7 protein-coding genes are annotated in these 15,261 nt (G+C 41.1%); all 7 read left to right on the top strand.

From position 1 onward, the window contains the following. Positions 1–44: 44 nt before the first annotated feature. A complete protein-coding gene (pepN, locus tag BI198_RS09530; RefSeq protein WP_070049350.1) occupies positions 45–2,633 on the top strand; it encodes an aminopeptidase N in 2,589 nt (862 codons plus the stop codon). Beyond that, the gene (locus BI198_RS09525; RefSeq protein WP_141728864.1) at positions 2,633–2,854 is read left to right on the top strand and encodes a DUF2835 family protein; all 222 of its coding nucleotides are present in this window, start codon (positions 2,633–2,635) and stop codon (positions 2,852–2,854) included. The genes pepN and BI198_RS09525 overlap by 1 nt, the downstream gene beginning before the upstream one ends. Positions 2,855–3,176: 322 nt before the next feature. Then, positions 3,177–5,330 carry a DUF1302 domain-containing protein gene (locus BI198_RS09520; protein WP_070049348.1) on the top strand — a complete coding sequence of 718 codons (2,154 nt, stop codon included), beginning with the start codon at positions 3,177–3,179 and terminating at the stop codon, positions 5,328–5,330. A 13-nt stretch (positions 5,331–5,343) separates the two neighbouring features. Beyond that, a complete protein-coding gene (locus BI198_RS09515) occupies positions 5,344–6,708 on the top strand; it encodes a DUF1329 domain-containing protein (protein ID WP_070049347.1) in 1,365 nt (454 codons plus the stop codon). Between the two features lie 121 nt (positions 6,709–6,829). Then, positions 6,830–7,822, top strand: coding sequence for a WD40/YVTN/BNR-like repeat-containing protein (locus tag BI198_RS09510; RefSeq protein ID WP_235605297.1), 993 nt, complete (start codon positions 6,830–6,832; stop codon positions 7,820–7,822). A 1-nt stretch (position 7,823) separates the two neighbouring features. Beyond that, on the top strand, positions 7,824–10,139 hold the full coding sequence (locus tag BI198_RS09505) for an efflux RND transporter permease subunit (protein ID WP_070049346.1): 2,316 nt from the start codon (positions 7,824–7,826) through the stop codon (positions 10,137–10,139). A gap of 237 nt (positions 10,140–10,376) precedes the next feature. Further along, on the top strand, positions 10,377–15,215 hold the full coding sequence (locus BI198_RS09500; RefSeq protein WP_070049345.1) for an NAD-glutamate dehydrogenase: 4,839 nt from the start codon (positions 10,377–10,379) through the stop codon (positions 15,213–15,215). Positions 15,216–15,261: the final 46 nt, after the last annotated feature.

Genomic DNA, 15,261 nt, shown 5'->3' with positions numbered 1-15,261 from the left:
TTTAGCTCTGTTAATACAGGGCAGTAACTGTTTAGGAAACGATTATGCCAACGAGTGTTGCTACACGAACGGTTAAACACCGTACCGACTATAAAACGCCTGCATTTACCATTAGCCATGTTGACTTATGTTTTGAGTTGGACGCTAAGGCAACAATTGTCACATCTGTAATGCAAGTGCTGCGTCAAACTGCGAACCAGCCGTTGCGGTTAGACGGCGTGATGTTAACGCTGCTATCTGTCGAGATTGATGGTAAAGAAGTTAGCGCGGATAAATGGCAACAAACAACCGATAGTTTAACGCTTAACCAAGTACCTGATCAGTTTGAACTACGTATTGTTACCCAGATTTCACCTCAGGATAATACAGCGTTAGAAGGGCTATATTTAGCCGAGAATACTTTTTGTACTCAGTGTGAAGCAGAAGGTTTTCGGCGTATTACCTATTTTCTAGATAGACCTGATGTATTAGCGGTGTATAGCAGTACCATAATTGCGGATAATAGCCGTTATCCTTACTTATTATCTAATGGTAATAAGGTAGCTGACTCGATTAATGATCAAGGAATTCGCACGGTAAAATGGCAAGATCCTTTTCCAAAACCCAGTTATTTATTTGCCTTAGTCGCCGGAGATTTTGATCTGGTTGCAGATAGTTTTATCACCCAATCTGGGCGCAATGTTAGTTTAGAACTGTATGTTGATAAAGGCGCGGCGGCACGGGGTGACTTTGCTATTCAAGCCCTAAAGCGCGCAATGCGCTGGGATGAACAACGTTTCAATTTAGAATATGATCTTGATGTTTATATGGTGGTGGCGGTCGACTTTTTTAATATGGGCGCCATGGAAAATAAAGGCTTAAACGTATTTAACAGCAAATATGTCTTGGCCGATGCAGCAACGGCTACCGATAAAGACTTTTTTAATATTGAATCAATTATTGGTCATGAATACTTTCATAACTGGACTGGCAACCGTGTCACGTGTCGCGATTGGTTTCAGTTAAGTTTAAAAGAAGGCTTAACCGTTTTTCGCGATCAGGAATTTAGTGCGGATATGGCATCAGATACCTTAACCCGTATAGAGGCGATTAAGGTAATGCGAACCGCCCAGTTTGCTGAAGATGCCAGCCCAATGGCTCATCCAATACGGCCAGAACATGTTGTAGAGATGAATAACTTTTATACCGTTACCGTGTACGATAAAGGTGCTGAAGTTATTCGTATGCTGCAGACTATTTTAGGTAAAGATGCTTTTGCTGCTGGCTTAGCGTTATATTTACAACGCCATGATGGCCAAGCCGTAACATGCGATGACTTTATTCAAGCGATGCAGGATGCAGCAGGCGTTGACTTAAGCCAATTTCGGCTATGGTATAGCCAATCAGGCACACCCGAGTTAACTGCTACTCAGCAATACGATGCCAGCACCAAAAAACTAACCCTAACCTTAACTCAGCATACCGCAGCCACGGCAGATCAAGCGATCAAACAAGATTTACATATTCCCGTAGCGATTGAGTTTTTGTTTGGCCAGCAGCACGCTAAACAACAACATTTATTAGATTTAACGGCTAATCAGCAGCAATTTATCTTTAACAATATTGCCCAGCCAGACGCTATAGTGTGGTTGGCTCACTTTTCAGCACCGGTAAAACTTAAGGTAGATTATACCGATACTCAATTACTGCAAATAGCCGCTAAAGCTTCAGATGGCGTTGCTCGCTGGGATGCCATGCAGCAATTTTGGGCTAAGTTGATAGCAGCTAGATTACAAGACAATAATGTTAAACAGGCACTTCCAACTGCTGTTATTCAGTTAATGCAGCAGTTATTAACCCAACCGCAAGCAGATGCCGCTTTAACTGCCGAGTTATTGGCTTTACCCGACTTTGATACTTTAGCTGAGCAATATCAGCAAATACCGGTGCAACAAATCTTAACACTGTTAAGGCAACTTAAAATTGACTTAGCTCACGCACTGGCCGAGCCATTATTACAGTGTTATAACCGACTAGCGGTCACGCCTTATCAATATACCGAGCAAGATGTTGCCACACGCAGCTTGCGTAATCGTTGTTTGCATTACTTAGCTGAACTAGCGGATTCAACGGCTTTAATAGCCCAGCAAATTAGCCAAGCCGATAATATGACAGATAGCTTAGCGGCTTTAATCGCCAGTCAGCAAGCTCAGCACGTAGATTTTGCAGCACTAATATCGAGTTTTGCGACAAAATGGCAAGACGATGCCCATGTTATGGATAAGTGTTTTTCATTAGTGGCCACTGATCCGACGGAGCAGGTGTTTGCGGGTATTGATAACATGCTGCAACATAAATTATTTAGTTGGAAAAATCCGAATCGGGTTAGGGCGTTATTTTCAGCATTTAGTATGCGTAACCCCGAGCAGTTTCATCGCTTGGATGGCAAAGGTTATCAGTTATTAGCGGACGTGGTTGCAAAAATGGACCCATTAAACCCACAAATTTCTGCACGATTAATTACGCCTTTGTTAAGTTGGCGCCGGTTTGATTCGGTGCGGCAACAAGCCATGCAGAATTGCTTAACCCGCTTGCTTGAACTACCAAAGCTAAGTAATGACTTATATGAAAAAGTTAGTAAAAGTATTGGCTGATGCAACAGTATTTTTTTAGCATGACAGTATCCGCGGAACAGTGTCAGCGCTTTTATCGTGCTGACACTAAATATTTGTTAGTGACAGCAGATGATGGCAAAAAAATTCAATTGCTGTTTAAACACTTTAGACCTTATATAGATAGTTTAGGTATTCGCGGTAGATTTAGATTAACCCTAACTAAAGAAGCCGCTTTTATTGGATTAGAAAAAATTAATTAGAGTATATACTTTAAACGTTGAGTGAAAACAATAACTTGCAGTTTTATGTTAGATGGCCTTTAATTTCATTAACTTAGCTAGCTTAATATTAAGAAATTAAGCTAGGCTTAAACTGCAGTAGCGTTAAACATGGCTATTTTAACAGCAGAGTTTACAAAAAATGACTATATATCAATACATTTAGCTCAGAGCAAGCCTTGCCTGAAGACGAAAATGATGTAATGATTTTAGTTAACAGGACTGAGATCCGATCAGTTGGTAGTGAAAATATAACTAAAATGACACTAAATATATCCTGCAGGGACAGGGGGGAGATTACAACATGAATATAAGGCCAAAAACCTTTGCTAAGAAACCCTTAGCGTTAGGTGTCGCTTCAGCGCTGCTTGCCTTGTCAATGGCACCAGCGCAAGCGGCAAGTTGGAACTTCGGAGACGTTAACGTAACGTTTGACTCTACATTCTCTTATGGTGGCAGTTGGCGCACAGAAGATCGTGATTTCAATACTATTAGTAAAGTGAACCATCCGGCTAATAATTTTAACTGGTCAGATTATGGTTACTATATTGATGGTAACGGTAAGCCAAATTTTAATTCTGTCTATGCCAGTTCACAATTATGGGATGCTCCAGGTAGTTACTCCAGTAATGGTGATGCCGGCAACTTAAACTATGACCGCGGTGATATGTTTAGTAGTTTGCTAAAAGGTTCACACGATTTGTCTATTACATCAGGCAATATCGGCCTCTTTAGCCGCTTTATGTATTTTTATGACTTTGCCACTATGGATCAAAAAGGCGCTTACACTAACCCATTATCGGGTAATAGTGTCGATCCATGTGCCGACAAAGAATCACGCGAACTTGCTTGTCGTGACATTCGTTTACTTGATGCTTATGTTTATGGCAATTTTAGCTTCAATGATGGCCAAAACCCAGTCACGGTTAAAGTGGGCCAACAAGTATTGAGTTGGGGTGAAAGTACGCTGATTCAACACGGTATTAATATTACACCAATTGATGTTGGTGTAGCTCGTGCTCCTGGCGCTGAATTAAAAGAAGCCTATATTCCAGTGGGTATGGCAACAATTAATATTGGTCTGACAGATAATTTATCGACTGAAATTTTTTATCAGTACCAGTGGGATAATAGTTATTTACCGGTTCCGGGTAGCTACTTTTCTACTAACGACTTTGCTGGTAAAGGCGGCTACAACCAAAACGTACAGTTAGGTTTTACCAGTAACCCAGATATAGACTTACCGTTCTTAGTAAGTGAAATGAATACACTGTCGTTAATGGCGCCAGATTTGTTAAATATTTTAACCAGTCCATCAGCAACTGCGGCGCAAAAAGCTAACGCCATGAGTTTAGCTATTGCGTACCCAACAAAGGTTACGTTAAGACCTAGAGGCGCAGACGGTGAAATTAAACCTAAAGACGGTGGCCAGTACGGTATTAAGTTTGAATATTTCTCACCAGACTTAAATGACACTGAATTTGCAGTTTACTATATGAACTATCACAGTCGGGTACCGGTAATCTCGGGTATTGCTGCTGATTTTGGTGCCGGCGTAATTCAATCATTACAATACTTATCGGCTAACCAAGGCAAAATTAATCAAGACAATATTGATGATTTAGCCATGTTCTCTAAAGCTAAGGTTGAATATCCAGAAGATATAAAACTGTATGGCTTTAGCTTTAACACCGCAGTAGGTGAAACATCAGTAGCGGGTGAAATTGCTTATCGTCAAGATGAACCGTTACAAATTGATGACGTAGAAATTTTATATGCTGGTATGCCAGAGCAGTTATCTAATGCCGGTTTACGCCCTGACTTTGATGGTATTTCGCAAATAGGCCGTTCAAGTTACAGCCCAAATAAAGTTATGCCAGGCCAAGCTGCTAAAGGTTTTATTTTATCTGACACTATTCAAGCGCAAATGACATTTACCCATTTATTTGGCCCTGCTTTAGGTGCTGATAATATGATAATGTTGGCTGAGATTGGCGGTATTCGGATCCAAGATATGCCAGGGTATGATGAGCTACGTTTAAATGGCCCAGGTACTGACCGTAGTGGTGGTCCTTTGTTAGGCTTAGACAACCAAGGCAATCTTATAAATAAAGATGGTTTACATACCGGTTTATCAGACGGTGCTGAAACAAACCCATTCCCAACGGCTTCTGCTTGGGGATATCGTATTTTAGCGAAAATGGATTACAACAACGTATTTTCCGGTATTAACTTATCGCAACGTATGGTGTTTTCTCATGACGTTAACGGTATAACACCAGATCCATTATTTATGTTTGTTGAAGATCGTAAATCATTAGCTTATGCGGTAAGTTTTGACTACTTAAGCAAATGGTCAGGTGAATTATCTTACAACGTATTTTGGGGCGGACAAGGCACTACAAATAACGTAGCCGATCGCGATTTTATCTCTTTTAACATTAAATACTCTATTTAAGGGACGAGCAGACATGATTAAAAAACTCACCCTATTATCTTCGGCAATTGCGCTGGTAATAAGTTGTGGCGCAGGCGCTAAGATTAGCCAAGAACAAGTGGCAAGATTAGGTAATGATTTAACGCCATTAGGCGCTGAAAAAGCGGCTAATGCTGACGGCTCTATTCCTGCTTGGAATGGTGGTATTTTACAAGCTCCAGCGGGTTATTCGCCAGGAGATCATCACCCAGATCCGTTTGCTGAAGATAAAGTGTTATTCACTATCGATAGTACTAACCTTAGCCAATATCAAAATTTGTTAAGCCCAGGTCAGATTAAGTTATTTGAAATCTATCCTGAAACGTACAAAATGCATGTTTATCAAACTCGGCGCTCAGCTTCTTTTCCACAATATGTTTATGATGCGACCAAAAAAATCGCCACAGAAGCAGAGTTAGTGCAAGGCGGCAATGGTATTGTTAACGCGGCTATTGGTATTCCTTTTCCTATTCCAGAAAATGGTTTAGAAGTGATTTGGAACCACTTATTGCGTTTTCGTGGTGTAGCCGCGTCGCGTAATGGTGGCCAAGCAGCTCCAACAGCGTCTGGTGCCTATACTATCATCGGTTTTGATGAGCAGATTATGTTTAAATATTCTGATCCTGCAGCCACAGCCGAAGCATTAACTGCAGAGAACATTCTGTTTCGATTTAAGCAAAGTGTTACGTCACCAGCTCGCTTAGCCGGTACTGCACTGCTAGTTCATGAAACCATGGACCAAGTTAAAACACCTCGCCAAGCTTGGACCTATAACACTGGACAGCGTCGGGTGCGTCGGGCGCCAAACGTAGCTTATGATGCACCAGGTACAGCATCTGATGGTTTAAGAACTACCGATGACTTTGATATGTTTAACGGCTCGCCAGATCGTTACAACTGGAAGCTAGTGGGCAAGCAAGAGTTATATATCCCTTATAATAGTTACAAGTTGCATAGCAATGATCTTAAATATGCCGATATTTTGATGCCAGGTCATATTAATCCAGAGCCGGTGCGTTGGGAAAAACACCGGGTATGGGTAGTAGAAGCCGAATTAAAAGATAATATGCGACATGTCTATGGCAAACGGGTGTTCTATATTGATGAAGATAGCTGGCAGATCCATGTTGCCGACTTATATGACAACCGTAATGAGATGTACCGCGTGGCATTTGCCCATGGTCTTAACTATTATGAAGTACCAACACAGTGGAGTACGTTAGAGGTTTATCATGATCTAAACTCGCGTCGTTATATTGCGATTGGCTTAGATAATGAAGACAGAATGTATAACTTCTCTGAGCAGTTAACCGATGCCGACTTTACGCCTGCTGCGTTACGTCGTGCTGGTACACGTTAACAGTTAAGTTGTTAATGACGGTTGGCCAAGTGCCAACCGTTTTTTTATGAAATCTTATAGAGTAACAACTAATAATATGTGTAATAAATACATCTGGTTAGCGGCGGTTAGCGCAATTTTTATGACTGCCAGCACCTCAAGCATAGCGTCTGAAACCATTAAGCCAGTGGCTGCCTATCAGGCACCCTTAGCGAGTAAAGTGCTGTTAACGGATTTAGCTAATTTTGATAATCAGTTTTTGACAGCTGTGGGCGAAAGAGGTCATATATTACGTAGTACAGATGGTAGCCATTGGCAGCAAGCTCAAGTGCCAGTGCAAGCGAATTTAAGTGCTGTGATGTTTATCGATAAACAGCATGGTTGGGCTGTTGGCCACGACGCGACAATATTGAGCACTAGCGACAGCGGCACAAGTTGGCAAATTCAACAGTTTTTACCCAATTTAGATAAACCCTTATTTGACGTCTATTTTAGAAACCAAAACCAAGGCATTGCCGTGGGTGCTTATGGCATGTTTTATCGCACCAACGATGGTGGCAGTACTTGGCAACCAGAGTTTCACGCTGAGTTATTGTCAGAAGATGATCAAGATTATTTGCTTGAATTACAAGAAACTGATGCCCAAGCCTATGCCATAGAGCAAGGTGTTATTTTGCCGCATTTTAATCGGGTTTTTGCTGATGGCAATCTGCTATATATGGTGGGTGAAGCCGGTTTTGCAGCAAAAAGCACAGACTTTGGGCAAACTTGGCAGCGCTTAGAAGCGTTTTATAACGGTTCGATGTTTGATATTGCCAGAACACCAGAAATGAACTTATTAGCTGTAGGTCTGCGTGGACATGCTTTTCGCAGTGTCGACCAAGGTAATAGTTGGCAAGAAATTGCCTTACCTAACCACGCTACGGTCAACAGTATCGTCACGGATGCGGCTGGTCATATTTATCTGTTAGGTAATGCCGGCAGTTTTTTAATTAGCCAAGATGATGGTGAAAGTTTTAGCGACCACAGCTTAGCAGATGGCAAAGCCATTGTGAGTGGCTTAGTGTGGCAAGATAAGCTGATCTTAGTCACTGAGATTGGTATAAAAACAATAAATTTAAGTGAATTGAATTAATATGACTGCGAATCGGATTGTTAATAAATTTGAATATGCGCTGTTTCGCCATCGCGCTTTGGTTATAGCTGCCTTTATTTTGGTAACCATTTTTCTGGTTATTAAAGCAGCTTCCATTAAATTAGATGCAGGATTTACCAAAAATATTCCATTAAAACATGAGTATATGCAAACTTATTTGCAGCATGCTGAAGATTTTGGTGGGGCGAACAATATCTTAGTCGCGCTATGTGATAACAGTGGTGATATTTTCAATCCAGAATTCTTTACTACGTTACGTTTAACTCATGACGAATTACTGTATACCTCGGGTGTGGATCGGGTGCAGGTTAAGTCGTTATTTAGCCCCAGTACGCGTTTTGTTGAAGTGGTTGAAGATGGTTTTGCTGGTGGTCCGGTTATACCTGCAGACTTTATTGCCGATGCAGCTGGTTTAGCTAAAGTAAAACAAAATGTGGAAAAAGCAGGTGTAGTAGGCCGCATGGTTGCCGATGACTTTAGCTGCGCGATGATTTCAGCCCAATTACTAGAGATAGACCCTGAAACAAATCAAAAAGTTGATACCATCAGTTTTGCCCAAACTCTAGAGCAAAATGTTCGCAATAAATATTCTAGCGATAGCACTAGTATTCATATTATAGGTTTTGCCAAAATGGTCGGTGATGTTGCCGATGGTGCTAAGGGTGTTTTATTGTTCTTTGCCATTGCCATAGTGGTAACGGCCATCATGGTTTATTTGTTTTGCGGCTCATTAATGTTGACCTTACTGCCGATTGGTTGCTCTTTAATAGCAGTGGTTTGGCAAATGGGGCTGTTATCTGCACTAGGCTTCGGTATTGACCCCATGTCTATTTTAGTGCCGTTTTTAGTCTTTGCTATTGGTGTTAGCCATGGTGTGCAGATGATTAACTCTACCGGTAAAAGGGTGGCATCTGGCATGAACGCCAAGACAGCTGCTCAAGCCAGCTTTCGCAAGCTATTAGTACCAGGTGGTGTGGCATTATTATCAGATACGGTTGGCTTTTTAACCTTACTTATCATTGAAATTGGCGTTATTCGCGAATTAGCCATCACAGCAAGCTTAGGTGTCGCAGTTATTATTTTAACCAATCTAATTTTGCTACCGGTATTAATGTCTTTTGTTAAGTTTAGTCAGAAATATCAGCAACGTGCAGCAGCAGGTTCTCCGAAAATGGATAAAGTGTGGTTTGCTTTGTCGGCCTTTGCTACCCGTAAATATGCGGCAGTTATTATTATTATTACTGCGTTGTTATTTGCTTTTGGCTATATGCAGACTCAGCAACTAAAAATTGGTGATTTGCATGCTGGAGCTCCGGCATTACATGAAGACTCAAGGTATAACCAAGATACATTTTTAATTACCGATCGTTTTGCTATCTCAGTCGATTACTTAAATGTGATGGTAGAAACCATCCCCAGTGCCTGTACTGAACATAGTATTATGCAGCGGATTGATAACTTTCAGTGGTTAATGTCTAACGTTGAAGGGGTTCAGTCGACAGTGTCATTAGCCTCGGTATCTAAGACTATTAATGCCGCGTTCAACGAAGGTAATGTAAAATGGCGGGTGTTACCTCGTAATACGCAAAGTTTAGTTCAAGCATCTTCGCGGGTTGAAACCAGCACCGGTTTATTAAACGCTGATTGCTCAGTGATGCCGGTAATGTTGTTTTTAGAAGATCATAAAGCTGAAACATTAGAGCGGGTGGTAACAGCGGCGAAAAAGTATTCTGCAGAATTTAGTGATGAGAAAACCCAATTTAAGTTAGCGTCAGGTCCAGCGGGTGTTATGGCGGCAACCAATGAAGCGGTTGCTGAAGCTCAGCAACCTATGATGTGGTATGTCTATGCGGCAGTGACTTTATTGTGTTTAATTAGCTTTAGATCGATACGCGCTACAATATCAGTAATAGTGCCATTATATGTGGTGTCGGTATTGGCTACCGCGTTGATGACTAATTTACAAATTGGTCTTACCGTGTCTACCTTGCCGGTTATCGCACTTGGGGTGGGTATTGGTGTCGATTATGGTATCTATATACTATCTAATATGATTCAGAGCTTACGTGAAGGTGCTCCGCTGCGCGAAGCCTATTATCAAGCGCTTAAAGAGCGTGGTAGTGCGGTATTGTTTACTGCTATTACCTTAGCTATAGGTGTCAGTACTTGGGTGTTTTCAGCTCTGAAATTCCAAGTTGATATGGGTATTTTATTAACCTTTATGTTTGTGGTTAATATGCTCGGCGCTATTGTGGTATTACCCGCTATAGCCGCATTTTTATGGCGTAAAAAATAATACTGCATTGATTGTTTTTTATGCAGCTAGATTACAGTAATGGCCTTCGGGCCATTTTTGTAATCAAAACAAATGAATATATTTACAATCAGCCTCAAAATAACTGGTTTAACCAGTAACAAAGCACCAAATAGATCTCGAAAAGCGTTACAATAGGCACTACACTGCGCTCCTGACACGTTCTGATATGTTCGATATAGCCCACCCTAAGAGGTGAAGGTAAAAAAGGATATAAAAATGGCACCGATTGACGGTCAACCCTCTGTACTTCTACAAAATGTAAACAAACTAATTAAGCATAGAGTAAAAGATCAACCAAGCCTGGTTGAGAAATTTGCTAACATGCTTTTTGGCAATATGTCTAATGACGATTTAACCGGCCGTAATGACAGCGACTTGTATGGCGCGGCGTTAAGTTTATGGCAGACATTTAATCAGCATGCAGCTGATGGCGAAAAAATCCGGGTGTTTAACCCTGAAATAGCAAAGCATGGCTGGGAATCTAAACACACTATTGTTGAGATAGTGGTGCAAGATATGCCGTTCTTAGTCGATTCTATACGGATGGCACTAACCAGACAAAGTATCACTGCCCATTTATTGTTGCATTACCCAATGCAGACTGAACGCAATAAAGAAGGCAACATTACTGACTTTTATAAGTTAGGTAGCAAGCAATCACAAAGTACTAAGCAAACAGTATTCCATATTGAAATTGACCGTTTAACCGATAAAGCCACAATAGCTGCGTTAACTGATGAACTTCATTCTGTAATGGAAGACGTTTCATTAGCGGTTAATGATTGGCTGCCTGCTCGTGACAAATTAAAGCAAGTTATAAAGTCATTAAGTAAAAATAGTGGTAAAGCCAGTAAAGAAACTGTGCAGCAGACGGCAGACTTTTTAACCTGGTTAGAGCAAGACAACTTTACCCTGTTAGGCTATCGCAGTTATACCATTTCACCGGTTAAAGGCGATTATAAAATTAGCGGCCTTGATGATACCTCTTTAGGGTTAATGCGTACTTCACCTGCGCGTGATCTAATGCTGTCTGAGTTGCCTGAAGCTGGTCGTAAAATGGCGCTAGATAATAACTTATTAGTCTTAACTAAAACTAATAGTAAGTCTCGCGTGCATCGTCCTGCTTATATCGATTACGTAGGGGTTAAAAAGTTTGATAATGACGGTAATGTTGTCGGAGAAGATCGCTTTATTGGTTTATATTCATCTTCGTTTTATAACAACAGTGCTGCAGATATTCCGTTATTAAAAAATAAACTCGCCCATGTTATGGACGAATCAGAATTTGCTGCAGGTACTCATGCCTATAAAGCGCTATTAAATATTCTAGAAACCTATCCACGTGATGAGCTTATTCAAGCGACTGCTGATGATTTGTTAACTGTTGCCATGGGCGTATTGCAAATGCAAGAACGCGACATGACACGGGTTTTCATGCGTAAAGATAGTTTTGGGCGTTTTGTTACCGCTATGGTGTATGTGCCAAGAGAGCGCTACAACACCCAGTTGCGTAGAGAAACCCAAGTTGTTTTACAGCAAGCGTTAGGTAGCACAGAACCTGTTGAGTTTACTACTTATTTTTCTGAATCAGTGTTGGCACGTACTCATTATTTAGTACGGATCAACGACAGCCATGTTGAGTATAAAGTGAAAGATATTGAACGTAATTTAGTTGAAGCCGCCCGTACTTGGGAAGATAAGTTAGAAACTGCATTAGTAGGTGTTTATGGTGAAGCTCGAGGCCGTGAATTAACCCGCAAATATGCGCCTGCTTTCCCGCGTGGCTATAAAGAAGAAATGTTACCTAACGATGCCTTAGTCGATATTGGTAAGTTAGAAGCATTAAACGATGATAACACTTTAGAAATGTTGTTTTATCGTCCACAAGAAGAAGGCGCTAACAGCAAGGCTGTGCGTTTAAACTTATTCCATAAAGATCATCCAATTCACTTGTCAGATGTACTACCAATGTTAGAAAACTTTGGTTTACGGGTTATCGGTGAAACGCCTTATGCTGTAAAAAGTACAGATGGGTCAGTAAGTTGGATTTTAAACTTCACCATGGAACTTACCTGTGACATGCCTGAAGACTTTGAAGCTGCACAGCAGTCTTTCCAAGAGTCTTTTGCTAAAGTATGGGCAGGGCAGTTAGAAGATGATGGTTTTAACCGCTTAATACTAAGTGCAGGTTTATCAGGGCGTGAAGCTTCTTTATTACGTGCTTTAGCTAAATATAAGCGTCAAATCGGCGGCACTTTTAGTCAGTCTTATGTTGAAAGCACCTTTAGCCGTTACGCTGAATTAGCTAATTTAACCGTCCAGTTGTTTAATAAACGTTTTTCGCCAAAATCACGTGCTACTGCTAAGTCGATTGAAAAACTTGAAGAGCAAATTACAGCGCAATTAGAACAAGTGGCTAACTTGGATGATGACCGTATCATCCGTCGCTTTGTCGATATGATTAATGCTGTGGTAAGAACTAACTATTTCCAACACGATTCTCAAGGTGCAGATAAGCCGTATATCTCATTTAAGATTAAATCTGATTTAATCCCAGATATGCCATTACCGGTGCCAATGTTTGAAATTTTTGTCTATTCACCTCGTGTAGAAGGTTCACACTTACGCTTTGGTAAAGTAGCTCGTGGTGGTTTACGTTGGTCAGATCGTCGCGAAGATTTCCGTACTGAAGTATTAGGCTTGGTAAAAGCACAAACGGTTAAAAATACCGTGATAGTGCCATCAGGCTCAAAGGGTGGTTTCGTTTGTAAAAAACTACCAGAAACTGGCGGCCGTGAAGCCTTTATTAATGAAGGTAAAGATTGCTACCGTACCTTTATTCGTGGTTTGTTAGATGTGACTGATAATATCAAAAAGGGCGTTATTATTCCGCCAACAGATGTTGTCCGTTTAGACGAAGACGACCCGTATTTAGTAGTTGCAGCCGATAAAGGCACCGCGACTTTCTCTGATATCTCAAATGGTATTTCTGAAGATTACGGATTCTGGATGGCGGATGCTTTTGCATCAGGCGGTTCGAACGGTTATGACCATAAAGGTATGGGGATTACAGCTCGTGGCGCGTGGGAATCGGTTAAACGTCATTTCCGCGAAATGGGCATTAACTGTCAAACCACAGACTTTACTTGTGTCGCCATAGGTGACATGGCAGGTGACGTGTTTGGTAATGGTATGTTGTTATCTAAACATAACCGGTTACAAGTTGCCTTTAACCACATGCATATCTTTATTGACCCGCAGCCAGATGCAGCTAAAACATGGCCTGAGCGTCAGCGCTTATTTAATTTACCGACCTCTACTTGGGATGACTTTGATAAGTCACTTATTTCAGAAGGCGGCGCTGTCTTCTCACGTAGTGCTAAGTCTATTAAGTTATCACCACAAATTAAAGAAATGCTGGGTACAACCAAAGCTACCATGACACCAAACGAATTAATCCGCGAATGCTTAATGATGCCTGTGGATTTAATTTGGAACGGTGGTATCGGTACTTACCTTAAAGCGACAGATGAAACGCATGCTGAAGTAGGCGATCGCGGTTCTGAAGCGTTACGGGTTAACGGTAAAGACATCCAAGCCAAGATTATTGGTGAAGGCGGTAACTTAGGCGCAACCCAACGTGGCCGTATTGAATACGCTATGAACGGTGGTCGCATTAATACTGACTTCGTAGATAACGTGGGTGGTGTTACTTGTTCTGATAACGAAGTAAATATTAAAATTTTACTTAATGCGTTATTAGCCAGTGGTGATTTAACCTTTAAGCAGCGCAATAAGTTGCTGTTCGATATGACTGATGACGTATCACGCTTAGTGATTACCGAATGTTATCGTCAAACCCAAAGTATTAGTATTTCTTCAATACTGGGCTCTGAACAGATTAAAGAATATACTCGCTTTATCCATATGCTGGAAAAAGAAGGTAAATTAAACCGTGAGTTAGAGTTCTTACCTTCAGATGAACAACTTGCTGATCGAATGGTTAAAGGCCAAGGTTTAACCCGTCCAGAACTTGCTATCTTAACTGCCTACGGCAAAATGGTATTAAAAGAGCAGTTAGTGTTGCCAGAAATTACTGATAATAATTACTTCAAACAGTTGTTATTTAGTTCTTTCCCAACGTTATTGCAGGAAAACTATGGCACTGAAATTGAAAACCATCCGTTAAAAGCAGAAATTATTGCGACTAAAGTTGCTAATATGCTGGTTAACGAAATGGGACCTAATTTCGCCCAGCGTATGCTGGAAGAAACCGGTGCTGGGGTTGGCGAAGTAACCCTTTGTTATTCTATTGCTCGTGACTTATTTGATATTCCAAGCATTTGGGCCAAGTTAGAACAGCTGGATAATGTTATCCCAGCGCACTTACAAAGCCAGTTCTTACATCAAATTCGTCGTACGATGCGCCGTGCTACTCGTTGGTTCTTACGTCATCGTAATAAAGCGTTAAATATTCAACAAACTGTCGATTTCTTCAAACCGACTTATCAGCAATTAAATGATAACTTAGCTACTTATCTGGTACCTGCAGAAGCTGAGCAATTAGCCAAGAAACAAGCGGTATATGAAGAACAAGCTGTACCTACTGATATTGCGCAATACTTAGCGCAGTTGAGTACTTTATTCTCAACCATGGATATTGGTCAGGTTGCCGATGCTGAAAAAGTGCCAGTTGCTATGGCAGCAGAAATTTACTTTAAACTAGGTGATAGCTTAGATCTGCACTGGTTCTTAGAGCAAATCACTAACCAGCCAGTAGCAAACCATTGGCAAGCTTTAGCGCGTGCATCTTACCGTGAAGAGCTAGATTGGCAACAACGCTCTTTAGCTGCAGTAGTGGTTAGAAGCTGTGGCACTAGCTGTGCTGCCGATGATGTTATTGGTACTTGGGTAACTGCACATGACGCTTTATTAGAGCGTTGGCGTTTAATGTTAGCTGAGTTTAAAACCACTAAAAACCATGAAATGGCTAAGTTCTCAGTAGCTTTACGTGAACTTATGTTATTAAGCCATAATTGTGACACTGTGAAATAGTCCAATTAATGGTTAAAATACCCCAGCTAGTCTGGGGTATTTTTTT

Origin of the sequence: Rheinheimera salexigens (assembly GCF_001752395.1) — a bacterium.
Classification (GTDB): domain Bacteria; phylum Pseudomonadota; class Gammaproteobacteria; order Enterobacterales; family Alteromonadaceae; genus Alishewanella; species Alishewanella salexigens.
This window is presented reverse-complemented; position numbering and strand designations above follow the sequence as displayed.

What these genes read in the sequence shown, in the direction of transcription:
- BI198_RS09520 (WP_070049348.1), top strand. Translation starts at nt 3,177, where the DNA reads ATGAATATAAGGCCAAAAACCTTTGCTAAGAAACCCTTAGCGTTAGGT.
- BI198_RS09510 (WP_235605297.1), top strand. Translation starts at nt 6,830, where the DNA reads ATGACTGCCAGCACCTCAAGCATAGCGTCTGAAACCATTAAGCCAGTG.
- BI198_RS09515 (WP_070049347.1), top strand. Translation starts at nt 5,344, where the DNA reads ATGATTAAAAAACTCACCCTATTATCTTCGGCAATTGCGCTGGTAATA.
- pepN (WP_070049350.1), top strand. Translation starts at nt 45, where the DNA reads ATGCCAACGAGTGTTGCTACACGAACGGTTAAACACCGTACCGACTAT.
- BI198_RS09505 (WP_070049346.1), top strand. Translation starts at nt 7,824, where the DNA reads ATGACTGCGAATCGGATTGTTAATAAATTTGAATATGCGCTGTTTCGC.
- BI198_RS09525 (WP_141728864.1), top strand. Translation starts at nt 2,633, where the DNA reads ATGCAACAGTATTTTTTTAGCATGACAGTATCCGCGGAACAGTGTCAG.
- BI198_RS09500 (WP_070049345.1), top strand. Translation starts at nt 10,377, where the DNA reads ATGGCACCGATTGACGGTCAACCCTCTGTACTTCTACAAAATGTAAAC.